Below are 23,628 nucleotides of genomic sequence, written 5' to 3'. Positions count from 1 at the left end.
CCATGAAGAAAATCCATTGCGCCGAGCGCCATGACTGGAAACAGACCGCCGAAAGCCTCGGCTTTCTGTTTCACACCATCGACGACGAGCCGTACTGGGACGAGCGCGCCTATTACCAGTTCACGCTGGCGCAGATCGAAACCGATCTGGAGGACCCGACCACCGAGCTGCACGAGATGTGCATGGATCTGGTCGACCGCGTCGTGCACAGCGAAGAACTGCTGGATCGCCTGAGCATTCCGGCGGCGTACTACGACATGATCCGAACGTCCTGGCTGGAAGGTCATCCGCATCTGTACGGGCGCATGGACTTCTCCTACAGCGGCAACGGCCCGGCGAAGCTGCTCGAACTCAACTACGACACGCCCACCAGTCTTTACGAAGCGGCAGCGTTCCAGTGGGGCTGGCTGGAGCAGTGCATCGAGCGCGGGCTGCTGCCGCGCCATGCCGACCAGTTCAACAGCATCGACACCCGCCTGCACGAGGCCTTCGCCGAACTGAAACTCACGCGGCCGTTTTACTTCGCCTCGATGAAAGACTCGGTCGAAGACAAGGGCACCACGGATTATCTGCGGCTGATCGCAGAGAAGGTCGGCATCGAATCGCGGCATATCGACATCGAAGACATCGGCCTGAGCGCTGACGGTCGTTTCGTGGATCTTGAGGATCGCTGGATCCCGCACCTGTTCAAGCTGCACGCCTGGGAGTTCATCTTCCACGAACCGTTTGGCGCGGCGATCGCTGAGTGCGACACCCAGTTTTTCGAACCGGCGTGGAAGTCGATCCTCTCCAACAAGGGCGCCCTGCCGTTGCTTTGGGAACTGCACAAAGGCCATCCGAACCTGCTCGCCGCGCACCTCGATCCGAACCCGGGCAGCCCGGTGCCCAAGGGTTGGGTACGCAAGCCATACTTCTCCCGGGAAGGCGCCAACATCGAGCTGCAGACCGCCGAGGGCCTGATTGTCAAAGAGGATGGGCCCTACACCGACGCGCCCTTCATCCTGCAGGAATTTGCCCCTTTGCCGAAGTTCGACGACAGCTACACGCTGATCGGCTCATGGGTGATCGGCGATCAGGCGGCCGGGATTGGCGTGCGCGAAGACAACAGCCTGATCACCAAGGATTCGAGCCGGTTTCTGCCGCATCTGATTCTTGACTGAAAAACCTGCACACATGAAAAAGGCCCGTCGTGTTCAGCGACGGGCCTTTTTTGTTTAGCGCGAATACAACAGCGAATCAGAACGGAATGTCGTCATCGAAACTGTCGAAATCCGGAGCCGGTTGCGGTGCGGCCTGCTGTGGAGCCGGGGCCGGACGCTGCTGCGGTGCCGACTGCTGCGGGCGCGGAGCCTGCTGGCGTGGCGCCTGCTGCTGATAATTATTGCCACCGCCTTGCTGGTCGCCCTGTTGTGGACGGCCGCCCAGCAGCTGCATGGTGCCTTGCATGTCGACCACGATCTCGGTGGTGTAACGCTTGATACCGTCCTTTTCCCACTCGCGGGTCTGCAGCTTGCCTTCGATGTAGACCTGCGAACCCTTGCGCAGGTATTCGCCGGCAATCTCGGCAACCTTGCCGAACATCGATACGCGGTGCCACTCGGTCTTCTCGACCTTCTGACCGGTCTGCTTGTCGGTCCATTGCTCGCTGGTCGCCAGACTCAGGTTGGTCACGGCGTTACCGTTGGGCAGGTAGCGGACTTCGGGATCCTGGCCGCAAGTACCGACCAGAATGACTTTGTTAACCCCACGGGCCATAACGTTCTCCTAGGCTTCGCACGCAGTCTGCGCCGGGTTGTTCACCAGGCGCTCGAGAGTGGTGCGATCCATTAATTCGGTGTCCAGTTTGATGTAGATCGCCGCTTCATCAGCGACTATCACTGCATCAGTTACCCCTACGAGGGCCTTGAGACGCTCGACCAGACCCGCTTCGCGGATCGCTTCGGGCGATAGCGGCAGGCGCAGGCTCGTCACGTAGGGAGGTTCGCGCATGGTAACAGCAAAGGCCAGCCAAAGTGCAGCCAGCCCGGCACATCCAAGGAACACAACCGACAGACCGCCATGCTGGAACATCCAGCCGCCGAGAATCCCGCCGAGTGCCGAGCCGAGGAACTGACTGGTGGAGTACACGCCCATGGCCGTGCCCTTGCCACCTGCCGGTGAAACCTTGCTGATCAGCGACGGCAGCGATGCTTCCAGCAGATTGAAGGCGGTGAAGAACACCACCGTCCCGATCACCAGAGCCCGCAGGCTGTCGCCGAACTGCCAGAAGAATAGCTCAGTCAGCATCAGCGTCATCACGGCGCCGAGCAAAACTCGTTTCATTTTGCGTTTTTTCTCGCCGTAGATAATGAAGGGGATCATGGCGAAGAAAGAAATCAGCAACGCGGTGAGGTACACCCACCAGTGCTGCTCTTTGGGCAGGCCGGCCTTTTCGACCAGCGCCAGGGGCAGTGCGACGAAGCTCGACATCAACATCGCATGTAACACAAAAATGCCCAGGTCCAGCCGCAGCAGGTCCGGGTGCTTGAGCGTCGGCATCAATGCCTGACGCGCCACGCCGGATTCGCGATGACTCAGCGGTCCGGTGGATTTCGGCACCATGAACATCACGATCACGATCCCGACCAGGGCCATGCCGCCGGTGGCGAAAAACAGGCCGGACAAGCCGAACGCACGGGTCAGCAGCGGGCCGACCACCATGGCCACGGCGAACGACAGGCCGATGGTCATGCCGATCATGGCCATGGCTTTGGTGCGGTGCTGTTCGCGGGTCAGGTCGGAAAGCAAAGCCATGACCGCCGCGGAAATAGCGCCGGCGCCCTGCAGGATCCGCCCGGCAATCACGCCCCAGATCGAATCGGCCTGGGCCGCCAGCACGCTGCCGAGGGCGAAGACGATCAGCCCCAGGTAAATCACCGGACGCCGGCCGATGCGGTCGGAAATGATCCCGAACGGAATCTGGAAAATCGCCTGGGTCAGGCCGTAAGCGCCGATCGCCAGCCCGATCAGGGCCGGGGTCGCTCCCGCCAGATCCATGCCGTAGGTCGCCAGTACCGGCAACACCATGAACATGCCAAGCATACGGAAGGCGAACACCAGGGCCAGACCGCTCGCCGCGCGGGTCTCGCTGCCACTCATGCGTTCGCTGTGGGGATCGTGCATGGAAAAACCTCGTGTGAACCGGCGGCGATTCTACCAGTCCCATCGAGAGACGGGGTATATCGCGACGCTTTGACGCGTACAGATGAAACTCTCTTCATGTAAGGCAAAAAACCCTTCACTTGATAGTGTGCATCCATCCAGTATTTGGCCGTATACTCCTGTGTTTTCGACGCCCGCCGAGCGAGGCCATTTTGGACAAGATCCTGATTCGTGGGGCCCGCACCCACAACCTGAAGAACATCGACCTGACCCTGCCACGGGACAAACTGATCGTCATCACCGGCCTGTCCGGATCCGGCAAGTCGTCCCTGGCCTTCGACACGCTGTACGCCGAAGGTCAGCGCCGCTATGTCGAATCCCTGTCGGCCTATGCCCGACAGTTCCTGTCGATGATGGAAAAACCCGACGTCGACACCATCGAAGGCCTGTCGCCGGCGATCTCCATCGAACAGAAGTCGACCTCGCACAACCCGCGTTCCACGGTCGGCACCATCACCGAAATCTACGACTACCTGCGTCTGCTTTATGCGCGCGTCGGTACGCCACGCTGCCCGGATCACGACATCCCGCTGGAAGCGCAGACCGTCAGCCAGATGGTCGACCTGGTGCTGGCTCAGCCGGAAGGCAGCAAGCTGATGCTGCTGGCGCCGGTGATCCGCGAGCGCAAGGGCGAGCACCTGTCGGTATTCGAGGAACTGCGTGCCCAGGGCTTCGTCCGGGCTCGGGTCAATGGCCGGCTGTGCGAGCTGGACGAACTGCCGAAACTGGATAAACAGAAGAAGCACACGATCGAAGTGGTGGTCGACCGTTTCAAGGTTCGCGCCGACCTGCAGCAGCGTCTGGCCGAATCCTTCGAAACCGCGCTGAAGCTGGCCGACGGCATTGCCCTGGTGGCGCCGATGGACGATGAACCGGGCGAAGAGATGATCTTCTCCGCGCGCTTCGCCTGCCCGGTCTGCGGCCACGCGATCAGCGAGCTGGAACCCAAGCTGTTTTCCTTCAACAACCCGGCCGGCGCCTGCCCGACCTGCGATGGTCTGGGGGTGAAGCAGTTCTTCGACATCAAGCGACTGGTCAACGGTGATTTGACCCTGGCCGAAGGCGCGATCCGTGGCTGGGACAGGCGCAACGTCTATTACTTCCAGATGCTCGGCTCACTGGCCGCGCATTACGGCTTCAGTCTGGAGCAGCCGTTCAACGAGCTGCCGGCCGATCAGCAGAAGTTCATCCTGCACGGCAGTGGTTCGCAGAACGTCGATTTCAAATACCTCAACGACCGGGGCGACATCGTCAAACGCTCGCACCCGTTCGAAGGCATCGTGCCGAACCTTGAGCGCCGCTACCGCGAAACCGAATCGGCCAGCGTGCGTGAAGAACTGGCGAAGTTCCTCAGCACCCAGTCGTGCCCGGATTGCCGTGGCACTCGCCTGCGTCGCGAAGCGCGGCACGTGTGGGTGGGCGAGAAAACCCTGCCGGCGGTGACCAACCTGCCGATCGGCGACGCCTGCGATTACTTCGGCGCGCTGAAGATGACCGGCCGCCGTGGCGAAATCGCCGACAAGATTCTCAAGGAGATCCGTGAGCGCCTGCAGTTTCTGGTCAACGTCGGCCTGGACTATCTGTCGCTGGATCGCAGTGCCGATACATTGTCCGGCGGCGAGGCGCAACGGATTCGTCTGGCCAGTCAGATCGGCGCAGGCCTGGTGGGTGTTCTTTACATCCTCGATGAGCCGTCGATTGGTCTGCACCAGCGCGACAACGATCGGCTGCTCGGCACCCTCAAGCACCTGCGCGACATCGGCAACACGGTGATTGTGGTCGAGCACGACGAAGACGCGATCCGCCTGGCCGACTACGTAGTGGATATCGGCCCGGGCGCCGGTGTTCACGGGGGACAGATCGTCGCCGAAGGCACGCCAGGCGAAGTCATGGCGCACCCGGACTCGCTGACCGGCAAATACCTGTCGGGCCGGGTCAAGATCGAAGTGCCGGCCAAGCGCACACCGCGCAACAAGAAACAGGTGCTGATGCTCAAGGGCGCGCGCGGCAACAACCTGCGCAACGTCGACCTGGAAATCCCGATCGGCCTGCTGACTTGCGTGACCGGCGTCTCCGGCTCCGGCAAATCGACGCTGATCAACAACACGCTGTTCCCGCTGAGCGCCACGGCACTCAATGGCGCGACCACCCTGGAAGCGGCAGCCCACGACAGCATCAAGGGCCTGGAACATCTGGACAAGGTCGTCGACATTGACCAGAGTCCAATCGGCCGCACGCCGCGCTCCAACCCGGCGACCTACACCGGGCTGTTCACGCCGATTCGCGAACTGTTCGCCGGCGTGCCCGAGTCCCGCTCCCGTGGTTACGGCCCGGGGCGTTTCTCGTTCAACGTCAAGGGCGGTCGCTGCGAAGCCTGCCAGGGCGATGGCCTGATCAAGGTGGAAATGCACTTCCTGCCGGACATCTACGTCCCATGCGACGTGTGCAAGAGCAAGCGCTACAACCGCGAAACCCTCGAGATCAAATACAAGGGCAAGAGCATCCACGAAACCCTCGAGATGACTATCGAGGAAGCGCGGGAGTTCTTCGACGCGGTGCCGGCGCTGGCGCGCAAGCTTCAAACGCTGATGGATGTGGGCTTGTCGTACATCAAGCTAGGGCAGTCGGCGACCACGCTGTCCGGCGGTGAGGCCCAGCGGGTCAAGTTGTCCCGCGAGCTGTCCAAGCGCGATACCGGCAAAACCCTGTACATCCTCGATGAGCCGACCACCGGTCTGCACTTCGCGGATATCCAGCAATTGCTCGACGTACTGCATCGCCTGCGCGACCACGGCAACACCGTGGTGGTGATCGAACACAACCTCGACGTGATCAAGACCGCCGACTGGCTGGTGGATCTTGGCCCTGAGGGTGGTTCGAAAGGCGGACAGATCATCGCCACCGGTACGCCGGAGGAAGTGGCCGAGATGAAACAGTCTCACACCGGCCATTACCTCAAGCCGCTGCTGATCCGCGATCGGGCCTGATTGCCAGGCATGAAAAAGCCCCTGTCACTTCGTCAGTGACAGGGGCTGTTTTGTATCGGCTGCAATCAGGACGCGTGGGACTGCAGGTAGTTCTGGATACCGATCAGCTTGATCAGGCCCAGCTGCTTTTCCAGCCAGTAGGTGTGATCTTCTTCGGTGTCATTGAGCTGCACCCGCAGGATCTCGCGGCTGACATAGTCGCCGTGCTGTTCGCACAGTTCGATGCCCTTGCACAGCGCGGCGCGCACCTTGTATTCGAGGCGCAGATCCGCTTCGAGCATTTCCGGCACGGTGGTGCCGACGTCCAGGTCATCCGGGCGCATGCGCGGAGTGCCTTCGAGCATCAGAATCCGGCGCATCAGCGCATCGGCATGACCGGCCTCTTCTTCCATCTCGTGGTTGATTCGTTCGTAGAGCTTGGTGAATCCCCAGTCCTCATACATCCGCGAGTGAACAAAATATTGGTCACGCGCGGCCAGTTCGCCGGTCAGCAACGTGTTGAGGTAATCGATAACGTCTGGGTGGCCTTGCATCGCCCTACATCTCCCTGCTTGAAAGTCTGTAGTTTGAACCAACCTGACTGGAAGGTCACTCACTTCGCGCAATAAAAGCGAAGAAATTCTGAGAAAAGCAGCCTAAATAACGCAAAAACCGCCCTAATGAGGGCGGTTCTGCTTCTCGTTTAGACTTCGTTAAGCTGTACGTTGAGCAGCTTGGCGATTGCTTCTCCGTACGCCGGATCGGCCTTGTAGAAATGCTGCAGCTGACGATCGACGACATCACTCGAAACACTTGCCATCGCACCGGCGATGTTGCTGACCAGCAACGCTTTCTGCTCATCGCTCATCAAGCGGAACAGCGCACCGGCGTGACTGTAGTAGTCGGTGTCTTCACGGTGATCGTAGCGATCAGCCGCGCCGCTCAGGGCCAGTGCAGGCTCGGCATAGTGCGGCGCTTGCTTAGGCGACTCTACGTAGCTGTTTGGCTCGTAGTTCGGCGCAGCTCCACCGTTGTTGCCAAAGGCCATCGAACCGTCGCGCTGATAGGTGTTCACCGGGCTGCGCGGCGCATTCACCGGCAGTTGCTGATGGTTGGTGCCGACGCGGTAGCGGTGGGCATCGGCGTAAGCAAACACACGACCTTGCAGCATGCGATCTGGTGACAGACCGACACCGGGCACCATGTTGCTTGGACCGAACGCCGCTTGCTCGACCTCGGCAAAGTAGTTGAGCGGATTACGGTTCAATTCCAGCTCACCCACTTCGATCAGTGGAAACTCCTTTTGCGACCAGGTCTTGGTCACGTCGAACGGGTTCTCGTAGTGCGCAGCAGCCTGGGCTTCAGTCATGATCTGGATGCAAACGCGCCATTTCGGGAAATCACCGCGCTCGATCGCTTCGAACAAATCACGCTGTGCGTAATCGGGATCTGTGCCCGCCAGGCGCGCCGCCTCTGTCGGCGCGAGGTTCTTGATGCCTTGTTTGGTCTTGTAGTGCCATTTCACCCAATGACGCTCACCTTGTGCGTTGATCAGGCTGTAGGTGTGACTGCCAAAACCATGCATATGGCGATAGCCGTCCGGAATGCCGCGATCGGAGAACAGAATGGTGACCTGGTGCAGCGCCTCAGGCGAATGCGACCAGAAGTCCCAAATCATCTGCGCACTTTTCAGGTTGCTTTGCGGCAGGCGTTTCTGGGTATGAATAAAGTCAGGGAATTTCAGCGGATCGCGAATGAAGAACACTGGCGTGTTATTCCCAACGATGTCCCAGTTGCCTTCTTCGGTATAAAACTTGAGTGCAAAGCCACGCGGATCGCGTTCGGTATCGGCTGAACCACGCTCGCCACCCACTGTTGAAAAACGCAGAAAGGTCGGGGTTTGCTTGCCGACAACAGAAAACAGTTTGGCGTTGGTGTACTGCGTAATGTCACGGGTGACGGTGAAAGTCCCGTAGGCACCCGAACCCTTGGCGTGTACACGGCGCTCAGGAATATTTTCCCGGTTGAAGTGAGCAAGCTTTTCGATCAAATGGAAGTCATCGAGCAGCAAAGGGCCACGAGGGCCAGCGGAGCGAGAGTTCTGGTTATCGGCGACAGGTGCGCCACTGGCGGTCGTAAGCGTCTTGTTCTGGCTCATGCGATCTTCTTCCTCTATCGGTCTTGAACTGCCGGCTAATCGGCTTGTTGGGGAGTATCGATCATCAATATGACAGCCACAAATTCATTAACTTATAGTCATCAATAGAGAAAAACTAACGATAACTCCCCGCATATAGTGCAGACCCAAACAGGTTAGAAACTTGTACGAACAGCGCATTTCTTACAGGCACAAAAAACCGGGCACTAGGCCCGGTTCCTTGTTTCAGACTGATGTCTTACTCAGCGGATACAGCTTCACCGCCGACAGCACGATCAACCAGTTCGACGTACGCCATAGGCGCGTTGTCGCCAGCGCGGAAACCGCACTTGAGGATGCGCAGGTAGCCACCCTCACGGGTAGCGTAACGCTTGCCCAGGTCGTTGAAGAGCTTACCAACGATAGCTTTCGAACGAGTACGGTCGAAAGCCAGACGACGGTTAGCAACGCTGTCTGTCTTGGCCAGAGTGATCAGCGGCTCGGCAACGCGGCGCAGTTCTTTGGCTTTTGGCAGAGTAGTTTTGATCAGCTCGTGCTCGAACAGCGACACCGCCATGTTTTGGAACATGGCCTTGCGGTGCGAGCTGGTGCGGCTCAGGTGACGCCCACTTTTACGATGACGCATGGTTCATTCCTTACCAAACACTACGTTCGGTGATTACGACGATCAGGCAGTCGCCTTGTCGTCCTTCTTAAGACTTGCAGGCGGCCAGTTGTCGAGGCGCATGCCGAGGGACAGACCGCGGGAGGCCAGAACGTCCTTGATTTCGGTCAAGGATTTCTTGCCCAGGTTCGGAGTCTTCAACAGCTCTACTTCGGTACGCTGAATCAGGTCGCCGATGTAGTAGATGTTTTCCGCCTTAAGGCAGTTAGCCGAACGTACAGTCAGTTCCAGATCGTCAACCGGGCGAAGCAGGATCGGATCGATCTCGTCTTCCTGCTCGACAACCACTGGCTCACTGTCACCTTTGAGGTCGACGAACGCAGCCAACTGCTGTTGCAGGATGGTTGCAGCACGGCGGATAGCCTCTTCAGGATCCAGGGTACCGTTGGTTTCCAGATCAATAACCAGCTTGTCCAGGTTGGTACGCTGCTCGACACGGGCGTTTTCCACCACGTATGCGATACGGCGAACCGGGCTGAACGAAGAGTCGAGCTGCAAGCGACCGATGCTGCGGCTTTCGTCTTCATCGCTCTGACGCGAGTCGGCTGGTTCATAACCACGACCACGAGCTACGGTGAGCTTCATGTTCAGGGCGCCGTTAGACGCCAGGTTAGCGATTACGTGATCGGGATTAACGATCTCGACATCATGATCCAGCTGAATATCGGCAGCGGTAACCACCCCCGAACCCTTCTTCGACAAGGTCAGCGTAACTTCGTCACGACCGTGCAGCTTGATGGCCAGACCTTTAAGGTTCAACAGGATTTCAATTACGTCTTCCTGTACACCTTCGATGGCGCTGTACTCGTGGAGCACACCGTCAATCTCGGCCTCGACTACTGCGCAGCCGGGCATTGAGGACAACAGGATGCGGCGCAGCGCGTTGCCCAGGGTGTGGCCAAAACCACGCTCGAGAGGCTCGAGAGTGATCTTGGCGCGGGTTGGACTGACAACCTGCACATCAATGTGGCGGGGTGTCAGGAACTCATTTACCGAAATCTGCATGGATGCACCTATTTTCTAGCCCTTACTTACTTGGAGTAGAGCTCGACAATCAGGCTTTCGTTGATGTCGGCGGACAGATCACTGCGAGCAGGAACGTTCTTGAAAACGCCCGACTTCTTCTCAGCATCTACCTCTACCCATTCTACGCGACCACGTTGGGCGCACAGCTCGAGAGCTTGGACAATGCGAAGTTGGTTCTTTGCCTTCTCGCGAACAGCAACCACGTCACCAGCACGAACCTGGTAGGACGGAACGTTTACGGTCTGACCGTTAACGCTGATCGACTTGTGCGATACCAGCTGACGGGATTCGGCACGAGTCGAACCGAAGCCCATACGGTATACAACGTTGTCCAGACGGCATTCGAGCAGTTGCAGCAGGTTTTCACCGGTTGCACCTTTCTTGCTGGCAGCAGCTTTGTAGTAGCCGCTGAACTGACGCTCGAGAACGCCGTAGATACGACGGACCTTCTGCTTTTCGCGCAGTTGGGTGCCGTAATCGGACTGGCGACCGCGGCGTTGGCCGTGGATACCAGGTGCTGCTTCAATGTTGCACTTCGATTCGATCGCGCGCACGCCGCTCTTCAGGAAGAGATCGGTGCCTTCGCGACGAGCGAGTTTGCATTTTGGACCAATGTAACGAGCCATTCTTTACAATCTCCTGGATTACACGCGGCGCTTCTTCGGCGGACGGCACCCGTTGTGCGGGATTGGCGTCACGTCGGTGATGCTGGCGATCTTGTAGCCACAGCCGTTCAAAGCGCGGACTGCGGATTCACGACCTGGACCTGGGCCCTTGACGTTCACGTCGAGGTTTTTCAGGCCGTATTCCAGCGCAGCTTGACCAGCACGCTCAGCAGCTACTTGAGCAGCGAACGGGGTGGACTTGCGGGAACCGCGGAAACCCGAACCACCGGAGGTAGCCCAGGAAAGAGCGTTACCTTGACGGTCGGTGATGGTCACGATGGTGTTGTTAAAAGAGGCATGGATGTGGGCGATGCCATCAACCACTGTCTTTTTAACTTTTTTACGAGGACGAGCAGCAGGTTTTGCCATGATTAAATTCCTGTCGATTCGCTGGGGCGATTACTTGCGGATCGGCTTACGCGGACCTTTACGGGTACGCGCGTTGGTCTTGGTACGCTGACCGCGTACTGGCAGACCACGACGATGACGCAGACCGCGATAGCAACCGAGGTCCATCAAGCGCTTGATTTTCATGTTGATTTCGCGACGCAGGTCACCTTCAGTGGTGAACTTCGCCACTTCGCCACGCAGCTGTTCAATCTGCTCGTCGCTCAGATCCTTGATCTTTGCGGCTGGGTTTACCCCAGTCTCTGCACAGATCTTCTGTGCAGTAGTGCGACCAACACCATAGATGTAGGTCAGCGAGATAACAGTATGCTTGTTATCTGGAATGTTAACGCCTGCAATACGGGCCATTCAGTGGGACTCCAATTGACAGCTACCTACGCCCCGGAAGCCAAGAAATAGGGCGCGAGATAATATCGCTGTAATAACAAATAATCAACCCGGTAGCGCACTAGCTACCGGGCTTGAAGCACAATCACACTCAGCCTTGGCGCTGTTTGTGACGCGGTTCCGCGCTGCAAATTACTCGAACAACACCTTCGCGGCGAATAATCTTGCAGTTACGGCACAGCTTTTTCACCGATGCACGAACTTTCATCACCAACTCCTCGAACCTTATGGGTACTCAGCGCAACATGCCGCTGCCGTAACCCTTCAGGTTGGCTTTCTTCATCAGGGATTCGTACTGGTGCGAAACGAGGTGCGATTGTACTTGGGACATGAAGTCCATCACAACCACGACCACGATCAGCAACGAGGTCCCGCCAAGGTAGAACGGAACGTTTGCTGCAACCACCAGAAACTGGGGCAACAAGCACACGGCCGTCATGTAAAGAGCACCGAACATGGTCAAGCGAGTCAGAACGCCATCAATATAGCGTGCGGACTGCTCACCTGGACGGATGCCCGGAATAAAGGCACCGGACTTCTTCAGGTTTTCCGCTACGTCTTTCGGATTGAACATCAACGCCGTATAGAAGAAGCAGAAGAAAATAATCCCTGCACTAAACAGCAGAATATTCAACGGCTGACCAGGAGCGATCGACTGCGAGATGTCCTGCAACCAGCCCATACCTTCAGACTGACCAAACCAGGCACCCAACGAAGCCGGAAACAGCAAAATGCTGCTCGCGAAAATAGCCGGAATAACACCGGCCATGTTCACCTTCAGCGGCAAGTGGCTTGTCTGCGCAGCAAAAACCTTTCGGCCCTGCTGACGCTTGGCGTAGTGAACAGCGATACGCCGCTGACCACGCTCAATGAACACCACGAAACCGATAATCGCTACTGCCAGCAAACCGATGGCAACCAAGGCGAAGATGTTGATATCGCCCTGACGCGCAGACTCGAAAGACTGCCCGATTGCTCTCGGAAGACCGGCGACGATACCCGAAAAAATCAACATCGAGATACCGTTGCCTACACCACGCTCAGTAATCTGCTCACCCAGCCACATCATGAACATCGCGCCAGCCACAAACGTGGAGACCGCGACGAAATGGAAGCCAAAGTCACCAGTGAACGCAACGCCCTGCCCCGCCAGACCAATGGACATGCCAATGGCCTGGACGAGAGCGAGGACGACGGTGCCGTAGCGGGTGTACTGGCTGATCTTGCGACGGCCAGCTTCACCTTCCTTCTTCAACTGCTCCAGCTGCGGGCTGACAGCGGTCATCAGCTGCATGATGATCGATGCCGAAATATACGGCATGATCCCCAGTGCAAAGATGCTCATCCGCTCCAGCGCGCCGCCGGAAAACATGTTGAACAAGCTAAGAATGGTCCCCTCATTCTGTCGAAACAGGTCTGCGAGTCGGTCCGGATTGATACCTGGAACCGGGATGTGTGCGCCTATTCGGTAGACGATAATCGCCAGGAACAGAAAACGCAGACGAGCCCAAAGTTCAGACATACCGCCTTTGCCGAGCGCAGAGAGAGCACCTTGCTTAGCCATTTATTCCTCGAACTTGCCGCCAGCTGCTTCGATAGCCGCACGCGCACCTTTGGTGGCGCCGATTCCCTTGCCGATAGTGACAGCGCGAGTCACTTCACCGGACAGCATGATTTTCACACGCTGTACGTTGACGTTGATCACGTTGGCATCTTTCAGGGACTGCACGGTGACGATGTCGCCTTCCACTTTAGCCAGTTCGGACAGACGCACTTCTGCGCGATCCATGGCCTTCAGGGAAACGAAACCGAACTTCGGCAGGCGACGATGCAGTGGCTGTTGACCGCCTTCAAAGCCTGGAGCAATAGTGCCACCGGAGCGGGAAGTCTGACCTTTGTGACCACGGCCACCAGTCTTACCCAAACCACTACCGATACCACGGCCCGGACGATGCTTTTCGCGACGGGAACCCGGCGCTGGACTCAGATCATTGAGTTTCATCGATTAACCCTCGACACGCAGCATGTAGTAAGCCTTGTTGATCATCCCGCGATTCTCGGGAGTATCCTGGACTTCTACAGTGTGACCGATGCGACGCAGACCCAGACCCTTAACGCACAGTTTGTGGTTAGGGATGCGGCCGGTCATGCTTTTGATCAGCGTAACTTTAACGGTAGCCATGATTACTTGATCTCCTCAACACGCAGGCCACGCTTGGCTGCAATGGACTCAGGAGACTGCATAGCCTTCAGACCCTTGAAAGTGGCGTGAACCACGTTTACAGGGTTAGTCGAGCCGTAGCACTTGGCCAGAACGTTCTGAACGCCAGCAACTTCGAGGACAGCACGCATAGCGCCGCCTGCGATGATACCGGTACCTTCAGAAGCAGGCTGCATGTACACCTTCGAAGCGCCGTGGGCAGACTTCATTGCGTACTGCAGGGTGGTGCCGTTCAGATCAACCTGGATCATGTTGCGGCGAGCAGCTTCCATTGCCTTCTGGATCGCAGCAGGCACTTCACGCGACTTGCCACGGCCGAAGCCAACACGCCCCTTACCATCACCAACCACGGTCAGCGCGGTGAAAGTGAAGATACGGCCGCCTTTAACGGTTTTGGCTACGCGGTTAACTTGAACCAGCTTCTCGATGTAGCCTTCGTCGCGCTTTTGGTCGTTATTTGACATAACTTAGAACTCCAGCCCAGCTTCACGAGCAGCATCAGCCAGCGCTTTAACGCGGCCGTGGTACTTGAAGCCAGAGCGGTCGAAAGCCACCTGCGAGACGCCAGCGGCCTTAGCACGCGTAGCGACCAGCTGGCCAACCTTAGTGGCCGCGTCGATGTTGCCAGTGGCGCCATCACGCAGTTCTTTATCCAAAGTCGAGGCGCTTGCCAGGACTTTGTTGCCGTCGGCCGAAATGACCTGGGCGTAGATGTGCTGCGAAGAGCGGAACACGCAGAGACGCACGACTTCGAGTTCGTGCATTTTCAGGCGTGCTTTGCGAGCGCGACGCAGTCGAGTAACTTTTTTGTCGGTCATTTGCTATGCCCTACTTCTTCTTGGCTTCTTTACGACGGACGACTTCGTCCGCGTAGCGCACACCTTTGCCTTTGTACGGCTCTGGTGGACGGAAGTCGCGGATCTCGGCGGCCACTTGACCTACCAGCTGCTTGTCGATGCCCTTGATCAGGATATCGGTCTGGCTAGGAGTCTCAGCGGTGATGCCTTCCGGCAGTTCGTAATCCACTGGGTGCGAGAAGCCAAGAGCCAGGTTCAGCACCTGACCTTTTGCTTGCGCTTTGTAACCAACACCGACCAGCTGGAGCTTGCGCTCGAAGCCTTGGCTTACGCCCTGGACCATGTTGTTTACCAACGCACGAGTGGTACCGGCCATTGCGCGAGTCTGTTGATCGCCATTGCGAGCAGCAAAACGCAGCTCACCGGCTTCTTCAACGACTTCAACGGACGAATGGACGTTCAGTTCAAGAGTACCCTTGGCACCCTTCACCGAAAGCTGTTGGCCTGCGAATTTGACTTCGACACCGGCTGGCAGCTTAACGGGGTTCTTAGCGACGCGAGACATGCTTATCCCCCCTTAGAACACAGTGCAAAGAACTTCGCCGCCGACACCGGCAGCGCGCGCAGCACGATCAGTCATCACACCTTTGTTGGTGGAGACGATAGACACACCGAGACCGCCACGTACTTTTGGCAGCTCTTCGACGGACTTGTACTGACGCAGGCCTGGACGGCTAACGCGCTTGACTTCTTCGATGACCGGACGGCCTTCGAAATATTTCAGCTCGATAGACAGCAGTGGCTTGGTTTCGCTGCTGATCTGATAACCCGCGATGTAACCTTCGTCCTTCAGGACTTTAGCTACAGCCACCTTCAACGTGGAAGAAGGCATGCTTACGACGGACTTTTCAGCCATCTGGGCATTACGGATTCGAGTTAGCATGTCCGCTAACGGGTCCTGCATACTCATGGGCTAGACGCTCCTAATACAGAAAAATTAGCCTTGCGGCTACTACTTGTCGCCGAGAAATTCCGGGCATAAAAAACACGGGCTCAGGCGAGCCGGTCATTCTAGACACACCCCAGAAATGAATCAAGCCCCAAAAGGGGCTTGATTCATGTTCAAGGCCACCGATGGTCAGGTTCTTGCGAACCAAGCCATCGAGACTTTGACAGCAATTACCAGCTGGCTTTAACCAGACCTGGAACGTCACCACGCATTGCAGCTTCACGCAGCTTGTTACGGCCCAGGCCGAACTTGCGGTAAACGCCGTGCGGACGACCAGTCAAGCGGCAGCGGTTACGCATGCGCGAAGCGCTTGCGTCACGAGGCTGCTTCTGCAGAGCTACGGTAGCTTCCCAACGCGCTTCTGGACTTGCGTTCAGATCAACGATGATAGCTTTCAGCGCTGCACGCTTGGTGGCGTACTTGGCAACAGTGAGCTGACGCTTCAGCTCACGGTTTTTCATGCTCTTCTTGGCCATTTTCCTACTCCAATCAGTTGCGGAACGGGAATTTGAAAGCACGCAGCAGAGCGCGGCCTTCGTCATCGTTCTTGGCAGTGGTGGTCAGGGTAATGTCCAGACCGCGGAGAGCATCGATCTTGTCGTAGTCGATTTCCGGGAAGATGATCTGCTCTTTCACGCCCATGCTGTAGTTGCCACGACCATCGAAGGACTTGGCATTCAGGCCGCGGAAGTCGCGAACCCGAGGCAGGGAGATCGACAGCAGACGATCCAGGAACTCGTACATACGCTCACGGCGCAGAGTCACTTTGACGCCGATCGGCCAACCTTCACGGACTTTAAAGCCAGCGATGGATTTGCGAGCGTAGGTCACAACGACTTTCTGGCCGGTGATCTTTTCCAGGTCAGCAACAGCGTGCTCGATGACTTTTTTGTCGCCGATAGCTTCGCCCAGACCCATGTTCAGGGTGATTTTTGTAACGCGCGGAACTTCCATCACGTTCGAAAGCTTAAGTTCTTCCTTAAGTTTCGGAGCGATTTCCTTCCGGTAAATCTCTTTTAGTCGTGCCATGGTCTTCTACCTAGCAGTGTTCAAGCATCAACCGCTTTTTGGGTCGACTTGAAGACACGAATTTTCTTACCGTCTTCTACTTTGAAACCAACGCGGTCAGCCTTGTTGGTTTCGCCATTGAAGATGGCGACGTTGGAAGCGTGCAGTGGCGCTTCTTTCTCGACGATACCGCCCTGTACGCCCGACATCGGGTTAGGCTTGGTATGACGCTTGACCAGGTTCAGACCACCAACAACCAGACGGTTGTCAGCAAGAACCTTCAGCACCTTACCGCGCTTACCTTTGTCTTTGCCGGCGATCACGATGATCTCGTCGTCACGACGAATCTTTTGCATGTCGGATCTCCTTACAGCACTTCTGGGGCGAGCGAGACGATCTTCATGAACTTCTCAGTACGAAGTTCACGGGTCACTGGCCCAAAGATACGGGTGCCGATCGGCTCTTGCTTGTTGTTCAGAAGAACAGCAGCGTTGCCATCAAAGCGGATAATGGAGCCATCAGCACGACGTACGCCGTGACGAGTGCGGACTACAACAGCAGTCATCACTTGGCCTTTTTTCACCTTACCGCGAGGAATTGCTTCCTTCACGGTAACTTTGATGATGTCACCGATACCAGCGTAACGACGATGGGAGCCACCCAGCACCTTGATGCACATAACACGGCGAGCGCCGCTGTTATCGGCCACATCGAGCATGGATTGAGTCTGAATCATATAATTTCTCCGACCCCTAGCCCTTAGACTTCCACAGCGCGTTCGAGAACATCAACCAGCGCCCAAGACTTGGTCTTGGCCATCGGACGAGTTTCACGAATAGTGACTTTGTCGCCGATGTGGCACTGATTGGTTTCGTCGTGCGCGTGCAGCTTAGTCGAACGCTTAACGTATTTACCGTAGATCGGGTGCTTAACGCGACGCTCGATCAGAACGGTGATGGTTTTGTCCATCTTGTCGCTGACAACACGGCCAGTCAGCGTACGGACAGTTTTTTCGGCTTCAGCCATGATCACTTACCTGCCTGCTGGTTGAGCACAGTCTTCACGCGAGCGATGTCACGCTTAACTTGCGAGAGCAGATGAGACTGCCCCAACTGGCCAGTTGCTTTCTGCATACGCAGATTGAACTGGTCGCGCAGCAAGCCGAGCAGTTGCTCGTTCAGCTGCTGTGCGGATTTTTCACGAAGTTCATTCGCTTTCATCACATCACCGTCCGTTTAACAAAGGAGGTGGCGAGCGGCAGCTTTGCAGCAGCCAGGGCGAAAGCCTCACGCGCCAGCTCTTCAGAAACACCCTCGATTTCATACAGGACTTTGCCTGGCTGAATCTGGGCAACCCAGTACTCCACGTTACCCTTACCTTTACCCATACGAACCTCGAGAGGTTTTTTGGAGATCGGCTTGTCCGGGAATACACGGATCCAGATCTTGCCGCCACGTTTTACGTGACGGGTCAGAGCACGACGCGCTGACTCGATCTGACGAGCGGTGAGACGACCACGAGCTACAGACTTCAGCGCGAACTCGCCGAAGCTGACTTTGCTACCGCGCAGTGCCAGACCACGGTTGTGGCCGGTCATCTGCTTGCGGAACTTCGTACGCTTAGGTTGCAACATTTGGCGTACCCCTTACTTAGCAGCTTTTTTACGAGGCGCTGGTGCTTGTGGCTTTAGCTCTTCTTGGCGACCACCAATTACTTCGCCTTTGAAGATCCAAACCTTTACACCGATCACACCGTAAGTGGTGTGAGCTTCGTAGTTGGCATAGTCGATGTCGGCACGCAGGGTGTGCAGTGGCACACGACCTTCGCGATACCATTCAGTACGTGCAATTTCAGCACCGCCGAGACGACCGCTCACTTGGATTTTGATGCCTTTGGCACCAATGCGCATGGCGTTCTGTACAGCGCGCTTCATGGCGCGACGGAACATTACACGACGCTCCAGCTGCTGAGCTACGCTCTGCGCAACCAGCATACCGTCGAGCTCCGGCTTGCGGATCTCTTCGATATTGATGTGCACAGGCACACCCATTTGCTTGGTCAGGTCCTGACGCAGTTTCTCAACATCTTCACCTTTCTTCCCGATAACGATACCTGGACGAGCGGTGTGGATGGTGATGCGTGCAGTTTGGGCCGGACGATGGATATCGATACGGCTTACGGACGCGCTTTTTAGTTTGTCTTGGAGGTATTCACGCACCTTCAGATCAGCGAACAAGTAGTCCGCATAAGTCCGACCGTCTGCGTACCAGACGGAGGTGTGCTCCTTGACGATTCCCAGGCGAATGCCAATGGGATGTACTTTCTGACCCATCTCTTCGACTCCGTTACTTGTCAGCAACCTTGACAGTGATATGGCAAGACCGCTTGACGATGCGATCAGCACGGCCTTTGGCACGTGGCATGATGCGCTTCAGCGAACGCCCTTCGTTGACGAAAACGGTGCTGACCTTCAGGTCATCAACGTCTGCGCCTTCGTTATGCTCGGCGTTGGCTACGGCCGACTCCAGCACTTTTTTCATGATCTCGGCGGCTTTCTTACTGCTGAAAGCCAACAGGTTGAGCGCTTCGCCCACCTTCTTCCCGCGGATCTGGTCGGCGACCAAGCGGGCTTTCTGGGCGGAGATTCGAGCGCCCGACAACTTAGCGGCTACTTCCATTTCCTTACCCCTTAACGCTTGGCTTTCTTGTCTGCCACGTGCCCGCGATAGTTGCGGGTACCGGCGAACTCGCCCAGTTTGTGGCCGACCATGTCTTCGTTAACGAGAACTGGGACGTGCTGACGACCGTTGTGTACTGCGATGGTCAGACCGACCATTTGTGGCAGGATCATCGAACGACGCGACCAAGTCTTAATTGGTTTGCGATCGTTCTTTTCCGCCGCCACTTCGATCTTCTTCAGTAGGTGAAGATCAATAAAAGGACCTTTTTTCAGAGAACGTGGCACTGTCGTATCCCTCTATTTACTTGCGACGACGGACGATCATTTTGTCGGTACGCTTATTACCACGAGTCTTCGCGCCCTTAGTCGGGAAGCCCCATGGCGATACCGGATGACGACCACCAGAGGTACGACCTTCACCACCACCATGTGGGTGGTCAACCGGGTTCATGGCAACACCACGAACGGTTGGGCGAACGCCACGCCAGCGCTTGGCACCAGCTTTACCCAGCGAACGCAGGCTGTGCTCGGAGTTCGAGACTTCACCCAGGGTCGCACGGCACTCAGCCAGCACTTTGCGCATTTCACCGGAACGCAGACGCAGGGTCACGTAAACGCCTTCACGAGCGATCAGCTGAGCCGAAGCACCAGCGGAACGAGCGATTTGCGCGCCTTTACCTGGCTTCAGTTCGATGCCGTGTACGGTGCTACCAACTGGAATGTTGCGCAGTTGCAGAGCGTTGCCCGGCTTGATCGGTGCCAGCGCACCTGCGATCAGCTGGTCGCCAGCGCTCACGCCTTTAGGGGCGATGATGTAGCGACGCTCGCCATCTGCGTACAGCAGCAGAGCGATGTGAGCAGTACGGTTTGGATCGTATTCGATACGCTCGACAGTGGCAGCGATGCCATCTTTGTCGTTGCGACGGAAGTCGACCAGACGATAATGCTGCTTATGACCACCACCGATGTGACGAGTGGTAATACGGCCATTGTTGTTACGACCACCAGACTTCGATTTTTTCTCGAGCAGCGGTGCGTGAGGAGCGCCTTTATGCAGCTCCTGGTTGACCACCTTGACCACAAAACGGCGGCCAGGGGAAGTCGGTTTGCATTTAACGATTGCCATGATGCACCCCTTCCTTACTCAGCACTGCTGCTGAAATCGAGATCTTGGCCTGGCTGAAGGGAGATAACTGCCTTCTTCCAGTCATTACGCTTGCCCAGACCGCGAGCGGTGCGCTTGCTCTTACCCAGAACATTCAGGGTAGTAACACGCTCAACTTTCACGCTGAACAGGCTTTCGACGGCCTTCTTGATTTCCAGCTTGGTTGCGTCAGTAGCAACCTTGAAAACGAACTGGCCTTTCTTGTCTGCCAGAACCGTAGCCTTCTCGGAAACGTGCGGGCCAAGCAGAACTTTAAATACGCGTTCCTGGTTCATCCCAGCAGCTCCTCGAATTTCTTCACGGCCGACACGGTGATCAACACCTTGTCGTATGCGATCAGACTAACTGGATCGGAACCTTGCACGTCACGTACATCTACGTGCGGCAGGTTGCGAGCAGCCAGGTACAGGTTCTGATCAACAGCATCCGACACGATCAGAACATCGGTCAGGCTCATGTTGTTCAGTTTGCCCAGCAGGTCTTTGGTTTTCGGAGTTTCAACTGCGAAATCCTGAACCACGACCAGACGATCAGTACGCACCAGCTCAGCAAGGATGGAACGCATTGCTGCGCGATACATCTTCTTGTTCAGCTTCTGGGAGTGATCCTGTGGACGAGCTGCAAAGGTGGTGCCGCCGCCGCGCCAGATTGGGCTGCGGATAGTACCGGCACGAGCACGGCCAGTACCTTTCTGACGCCATGGGCGCTTGCCGCCACCACGAACGTCGGAACGGGTCTTCTGCTGCTTGCTACCCTGACGGCCGCCAGCCATGTAGGCCACGACTGCTTGGTGAACCAGCGTCTCGTTGAACTCGCCGCCAAATGTCAGTTCGGAAACTTCGATCGCTTGAGCGTCATTTACATTTAATTGCATGTCAGCTTCCCCTTAACCGCGAGCCTTGGCTGCCGGACGTACAACCAGGTTGCCGCCAGTAGCGCCAGGTACAGCGCCCTTGACCAACAACAGATTGCGTTCAGCGTCCACGCGCACTACTTCCAGGGACTGCACGGTCACGCGCTCAGCGCCCATATGACCGGACATTTTTTTGCCCTTGAATACACGACCAGGAGTCTGGCACTGGCCGATAGAGCCTGGGACGCGGTGGGATACGGAGTTACCGTGGGTGTTATCTTGCCCGCGGAAGTTCCAACGCTTGATCGTACCCTGGAAGCCTTTACCTTTGGACTGACCGGTTACATCAACCAGTTGACCAGCAGCGAAGATTTCAGCGTTGATCAGATCGCCGGCCTGGTACTCGCCTTCTTCAAGACGGAATTCCATTACGGTACGACCAGCGGCAACGTTCGCCTTGGCGAAGTGGCCAGCTTGAGCAGCTGTAACACGGGAAGCACGACGCTCGCCGACAGTGACTTGCACTGCACGATAGCCATCGGTTTCTTCAGTTTTGAACTGGGTGACGCGATTCGGCTCGATCTCAATGACCGTGACCGGAATGGAGACACCTTCTTCGGTGAAAATACGGGTCATACCCGCTTTACGACCGACTACACCAATAGTCATGTTGTAAACCTCATGAGTGTACGGGGCTTTCACCCGCTATGGCCGCCCATTTCAGAGCGTTACACGACCAAGACCGAGTCTTAGCCGAGGCTGATCTGCACTTCCACACCGGCCGCAAGATCAAGCTTCATAAGTGCATCAACGGTTTTATCCGTTGGCTGGACGATATCCAGAACGCGCTTATGAGTGCGGATCTCGTACTGGTCACGCGCGTCTTTGTTGACGTGCGGGGAAACCAGAACGGTGAACCGCTCTTTACGGGTAGGCAGTGGAATTGGACCACGCACTTGAGCACCAGTACGTTTCGCGGTTTCCACGATTTCCTGGGTTGATTGGTCGATCAGGCGATGGTCAAAAGCCTTCAACCTGATACGGATTTGCTGATTTTGCATTGGATTTCAGACTCCGGCTGCTATTCCCACCGGGCGCAATACGCCCGTTAAAAGGAGGCGCAATTCTATAGACGCCCCATATAGGTGTCAACCCAATAAAAAAACCCCCGCTAAGCGGGGGCTTTTTCAACTCATCAAAGCCGACTCAATAAAGAGATCACTCGATGATTTTAGCTACGACGCCAGCACCAACGGTACGGCCGCCTTCACGGATTGCGAAACGCAGACCGTCTTCCATCGCGATGGTTTTGATCAGGGTAACAGTCATCTGAATGTTGTCACCTGGCATTACCATTTCAACGCCTTCTGGCAGCTCGCAGTTACCAGTCACGTCAGTAGTACGGAAGTAGAACTGTGGACGGTAGCCTTTGAAGAACGGAGTGTGACGACCGCCTTCTTCCTTGCTCAGAACGTAAACTTCTGCGGTGAACTTGGTGTGCGGCTTAACCGAACCTGGCTTGACCAGAACCTGACCACGCTCAACGTCGTCACGCTTGGTGCCACGCAGCAGAACGCCGCAGTTCTCGCCAGCACGACCTTCGTCCAGCAGCTTGCGGAACATCTCAACACCGGTGCAGGTGGTGGTGGTGGTGTCACGCAGACCAACGATTTCCAGGGCGTCTTGAACACGAACGATACCGCGCTCGATACGACCAGTTACAACAGTACCGCGACCCGAGATCGAGAACACGTCTTCGATTGGCATCAGGAACGGCTTGTCGATAGCACGCTCTGGCTCTGGGATGTAGCTGTCCAGAGTTTCCACCAGCTTCTTGACAGCACTGGTGCCCATTTCGTTGTCGTCTTTGCCTTCCAGCGCCATACGAGCCGAACCGATGATGATCGGGGTGTCGTCGCCTGGGAAGTCGTAGGTGGACAGCAGGTCGCGAACTTCCATCTCAACCAGTTCCAGCAGCTCAGCGTCGTCTACCAGGTCAGCCTTGTTCAGGAAAACCACGATGTACGGAACGCCTACCTGACGGGACAGCAGGATGTGCTCACGGGTTTGCGGCATCGGACCATCAGCGGCCGAGCAAACCAGGATCGCGCCGTCCATCTGCGCAGCACCAGTGATCATGTTCTTCACGTAGTCAGCGTGACCTGGGCAGTCAACGTGAGCGTAGTGACGAATGTTCGAGTTGTACTCAACGTGCGCGGTGTTGATGGTGATACCGCGAGCTTTTTCTTCTGGAGCGCTGTCGATCTTGTCGAATTCAACTACGGCCGAACCGAAAACTTCGGAGCAGACGCGAGTCAGAGCAGCGGTCAGAGTGGTTTTACCGTGGTCAACGTGGCCGATGGTGCCAACGTTTACGTGCGGTAGGGAACGATCAAATTTTTCTTTAGCCACGACAATTA

At 56.7% G+C, this 23,628-nt stretch carries 35 protein-coding genes; 2 read left to right on the top strand and 33 right to left on the bottom strand.

What is annotated here, in order from left to right:
• The first annotated feature begins 2 nt into the window (after positions 1–2).
• Positions 3–1,160, top strand: coding sequence for a glutathionylspermidine synthase family protein (locus tag ACKJSM_RS09035; protein ID WP_410237247.1), 1,158 nt, complete (start codon positions 3–5; stop codon positions 1,158–1,160).
• A 76-nt stretch (positions 1,161–1,236) separates the two neighbouring features.
• Here ACKJSM_RS09035 and ACKJSM_RS09030 read toward each other — a convergent pair whose 3' ends face one another.
• A complete protein-coding gene (locus tag ACKJSM_RS09030; RefSeq protein ID WP_007966163.1) occupies positions 1,237–1,755 on the bottom strand; it encodes a single-stranded DNA-binding protein in 519 nt (172 codons plus the stop codon).
• A 9-nt stretch (positions 1,756–1,764) separates the two neighbouring features.
• Positions 1,765–3,162, bottom strand: coding sequence for an MFS transporter (locus ACKJSM_RS09025; protein WP_236180134.1), 1,398 nt, complete (start codon positions 3,160–3,162; stop codon positions 1,765–1,767).
• A 191-nt stretch (positions 3,163–3,353) separates the two neighbouring features.
• Between ACKJSM_RS09025 and uvrA the strand changes: the two genes are divergently transcribed.
• Positions 3,354–6,188, top strand: a complete 2,835-nt coding sequence (gene uvrA / locus ACKJSM_RS09020; RefSeq protein ID WP_410237246.1) for an excinuclease ABC subunit UvrA — start codon at positions 3,354–3,356, stop codon at positions 6,186–6,188.
• Positions 6,189–6,253: 65 nt separating this feature from the next.
• Here uvrA and bfr read toward each other — a convergent pair whose 3' ends face one another.
• From bfr to tuf, 31 genes are all read right to left on the bottom strand, one after another.
• Positions 6,254–6,721, bottom strand: coding sequence for a bacterioferritin (bfr, locus tag ACKJSM_RS09015; protein ID WP_410237245.1), 468 nt, complete (start codon positions 6,719–6,721; stop codon positions 6,254–6,256).
• Positions 6,722–6,870: 149 nt separating this feature from the next.
• Positions 6,871–8,325 carry a catalase gene (locus ACKJSM_RS09010; protein WP_410237244.1) on the bottom strand — a complete coding sequence of 485 codons (1,455 nt, stop codon included), beginning with the start codon at positions 8,323–8,325 and terminating at the stop codon, positions 6,871–6,873.
• A gap of 238 nt (positions 8,326–8,563) precedes the next feature.
• Positions 8,564–8,950: a 50S ribosomal protein L17 gene (rplQ, locus tag ACKJSM_RS09005; protein ID WP_007955635.1), complete on the bottom strand. Its 387-nt coding sequence runs from the start codon at positions 8,948–8,950 to the stop codon at positions 8,564–8,566.
• 42 nt (positions 8,951–8,992) lie between these two features.
• Positions 8,993–9,994, bottom strand: coding sequence for a DNA-directed RNA polymerase subunit alpha (locus ACKJSM_RS09000; protein ID WP_003186012.1), 1,002 nt, complete (start codon positions 9,992–9,994; stop codon positions 8,993–8,995).
• 26 nt (positions 9,995–10,020) lie between these two features.
• A complete protein-coding gene (gene rpsD / locus ACKJSM_RS08995; RefSeq protein ID WP_011336168.1) occupies positions 10,021–10,641 on the bottom strand; it encodes a 30S ribosomal protein S4 in 621 nt (206 codons plus the stop codon).
• A gap of 18 nt (positions 10,642–10,659) precedes the next feature.
• Positions 10,660–11,049: a 30S ribosomal protein S11 gene (rpsK, locus tag ACKJSM_RS08990; RefSeq protein WP_002555466.1), complete on the bottom strand. Its 390-nt coding sequence runs from the start codon at positions 11,047–11,049 to the stop codon at positions 10,660–10,662.
• A 30-nt stretch (positions 11,050–11,079) separates the two neighbouring features.
• Positions 11,080–11,436: a 30S ribosomal protein S13 gene (rpsM, locus tag ACKJSM_RS08985; protein ID WP_009045849.1), complete on the bottom strand. Its 357-nt coding sequence runs from the start codon at positions 11,434–11,436 to the stop codon at positions 11,080–11,082.
• Between the two features lie 130 nt (positions 11,437–11,566).
• Entirely contained in the window at positions 11,567–11,683 is a 117-nt protein-coding gene (gene rpmJ / locus ACKJSM_RS08980) for a 50S ribosomal protein L36 (protein WP_002555468.1), read from the bottom strand.
• A 27-nt stretch (positions 11,684–11,710) separates the two neighbouring features.
• Positions 11,711–13,039, bottom strand: a complete 1,329-nt coding sequence (gene secY, locus ACKJSM_RS08975; RefSeq protein WP_003228718.1) for a preprotein translocase subunit SecY — start codon at positions 13,037–13,039, stop codon at positions 11,711–11,713.
• Complete coding sequence (gene rplO, locus ACKJSM_RS08970; protein ID WP_003228720.1) at positions 13,040–13,477, bottom strand: 50S ribosomal protein L15; 438 nt, start codon at positions 13,475–13,477, stop codon at positions 13,040–13,042.
• Between the two features lie 3 nt (positions 13,478–13,480).
• Complete coding sequence (rpmD, locus tag ACKJSM_RS08965; RefSeq protein ID WP_003176408.1) at positions 13,481–13,657, bottom strand: 50S ribosomal protein L30; 177 nt, start codon at positions 13,655–13,657, stop codon at positions 13,481–13,483.
• Positions 13,658–13,659: 2 nt separating this feature from the next.
• On the bottom strand, positions 13,660–14,160 hold the full coding sequence (rpsE, locus tag ACKJSM_RS08960; protein ID WP_007955637.1) for a 30S ribosomal protein S5: 501 nt from the start codon (positions 14,158–14,160) through the stop codon (positions 13,660–13,662).
• Positions 14,161–14,163: 3 nt separating this feature from the next.
• A complete protein-coding gene (rplR, locus tag ACKJSM_RS08955; RefSeq protein ID WP_003186037.1) occupies positions 14,164–14,514 on the bottom strand; it encodes a 50S ribosomal protein L18 in 351 nt (116 codons plus the stop codon).
• Between the two features lie 10 nt (positions 14,515–14,524).
• Positions 14,525–15,058 carry a 50S ribosomal protein L6 gene (gene rplF / locus ACKJSM_RS08950; RefSeq protein ID WP_011336170.1) on the bottom strand — a complete coding sequence of 178 codons (534 nt, stop codon included), beginning with the start codon at positions 15,056–15,058 and terminating at the stop codon, positions 14,525–14,527.
• A 12-nt stretch (positions 15,059–15,070) separates the two neighbouring features.
• Positions 15,071–15,463: a 30S ribosomal protein S8 gene (gene rpsH, locus ACKJSM_RS08945; protein ID WP_011336171.1), complete on the bottom strand. Its 393-nt coding sequence runs from the start codon at positions 15,461–15,463 to the stop codon at positions 15,071–15,073.
• 209 nt (positions 15,464–15,672) lie between these two features.
• Positions 15,673–15,978 (bottom strand): 30S ribosomal protein S14, encoded by a 306-nt coding sequence (gene rpsN, locus ACKJSM_RS08940; protein WP_003228726.1) that lies wholly within the window; start codon positions 15,976–15,978, stop codon positions 15,673–15,675.
• 13 nt (positions 15,979–15,991) lie between these two features.
• Positions 15,992–16,531 carry a 50S ribosomal protein L5 gene (gene rplE, locus ACKJSM_RS08935; RefSeq protein ID WP_003210069.1) on the bottom strand — a complete coding sequence of 180 codons (540 nt, stop codon included), beginning with the start codon at positions 16,529–16,531 and terminating at the stop codon, positions 15,992–15,994.
• A gap of 20 nt (positions 16,532–16,551) precedes the next feature.
• Positions 16,552–16,866: a 50S ribosomal protein L24 gene (gene rplX / locus ACKJSM_RS08930; RefSeq protein ID WP_003186046.1), complete on the bottom strand. Its 315-nt coding sequence runs from the start codon at positions 16,864–16,866 to the stop codon at positions 16,552–16,554.
• 11 nt (positions 16,867–16,877) lie between these two features.
• Positions 16,878–17,246, bottom strand: a complete 369-nt coding sequence (gene rplN, locus ACKJSM_RS08925; RefSeq protein ID WP_002555479.1) for a 50S ribosomal protein L14 — start codon at positions 17,244–17,246, stop codon at positions 16,878–16,880.
• A 23-nt stretch (positions 17,247–17,269) separates the two neighbouring features.
• A complete protein-coding gene (gene rpsQ, locus ACKJSM_RS08920; RefSeq protein ID WP_003194644.1) occupies positions 17,270–17,536 on the bottom strand; it encodes a 30S ribosomal protein S17 in 267 nt (88 codons plus the stop codon).
• Positions 17,537–17,538: 2 nt separating this feature from the next.
• Positions 17,539–17,730: a 50S ribosomal protein L29 gene (gene rpmC, locus ACKJSM_RS08915; RefSeq protein ID WP_002555481.1), complete on the bottom strand. Its 192-nt coding sequence runs from the start codon at positions 17,728–17,730 to the stop codon at positions 17,539–17,541.
• On the bottom strand, positions 17,730–18,143 hold the full coding sequence (gene rplP / locus ACKJSM_RS08910) for a 50S ribosomal protein L16 (protein ID WP_003228729.1): 414 nt from the start codon (positions 18,141–18,143) through the stop codon (positions 17,730–17,732). The genes rpmC and rplP overlap by 1 nt, the downstream gene beginning before the upstream one ends.
• A 12-nt stretch (positions 18,144–18,155) precedes the next feature.
• Positions 18,156–18,842, bottom strand: coding sequence for a 30S ribosomal protein S3 (rpsC, locus tag ACKJSM_RS08905; protein WP_003176422.1), 687 nt, complete (start codon positions 18,840–18,842; stop codon positions 18,156–18,158).
• A gap of 13 nt (positions 18,843–18,855) precedes the next feature.
• Positions 18,856–19,188, bottom strand: a complete 333-nt coding sequence (gene rplV / locus ACKJSM_RS08900; protein WP_003103908.1) for a 50S ribosomal protein L22 — start codon at positions 19,186–19,188, stop codon at positions 18,856–18,858.
• 11 nt (positions 19,189–19,199) lie between these two features.
• The gene (gene rpsS, locus ACKJSM_RS08895; protein WP_011336172.1) at positions 19,200–19,475 is read right to left on the bottom strand and encodes a 30S ribosomal protein S19; all 276 of its coding nucleotides are present in this window, start codon (positions 19,473–19,475) and stop codon (positions 19,200–19,202) included.
• A gap of 16 nt (positions 19,476–19,491) precedes the next feature.
• Positions 19,492–20,316, bottom strand: a complete 825-nt coding sequence (gene rplB / locus ACKJSM_RS08890) for a 50S ribosomal protein L2 (protein WP_003186055.1) — start codon at positions 20,314–20,316, stop codon at positions 19,492–19,494.
• A gap of 14 nt (positions 20,317–20,330) precedes the next feature.
• Positions 20,331–20,630: a 50S ribosomal protein L23 gene (gene rplW / locus ACKJSM_RS08885; RefSeq protein WP_002555488.1), complete on the bottom strand. Its 300-nt coding sequence runs from the start codon at positions 20,628–20,630 to the stop codon at positions 20,331–20,333.
• The gene (gene rplD / locus ACKJSM_RS08880) at positions 20,627–21,229 is read right to left on the bottom strand and encodes a 50S ribosomal protein L4 (protein ID WP_003228735.1); all 603 of its coding nucleotides are present in this window, start codon (positions 21,227–21,229) and stop codon (positions 20,627–20,629) included. The genes rplW and rplD overlap by 4 nt, the downstream gene beginning before the upstream one ends.
• 12 nt (positions 21,230–21,241) lie before the next feature.
• Positions 21,242–21,877 (bottom strand): 50S ribosomal protein L3, encoded by a 636-nt coding sequence (gene rplC, locus ACKJSM_RS08875; RefSeq protein ID WP_007955641.1) that lies wholly within the window; start codon positions 21,875–21,877, stop codon positions 21,242–21,244.
• Positions 21,878–21,957: 80 nt separating this feature from the next.
• Positions 21,958–22,269: a 30S ribosomal protein S10 gene (rpsJ, locus tag ACKJSM_RS08870; protein WP_003186070.1), complete on the bottom strand. Its 312-nt coding sequence runs from the start codon at positions 22,267–22,269 to the stop codon at positions 21,958–21,960.
• 157 nt (positions 22,270–22,426) lie between these two features.
• Complete coding sequence (gene tuf / locus ACKJSM_RS08865; RefSeq protein ID WP_410237243.1) at positions 22,427–23,620, bottom strand: elongation factor Tu; 1,194 nt, start codon at positions 23,618–23,620, stop codon at positions 22,427–22,429.
• Positions 23,621–23,628 lie beyond the last annotated feature (8 nt).

Origin of the sequence: Pseudomonas sp. PHC1 (assembly GCF_046487845.1) — a bacterium.
Lineage (GTDB): Bacteria > Pseudomonadota > Gammaproteobacteria > Pseudomonadales > Pseudomonadaceae > Aquipseudomonas > Aquipseudomonas sputi.
The sequence above is the reverse complement of the archived record's forward strand: the minus strand, read 5'-3'. Positions and strand labels throughout refer to the sequence as shown.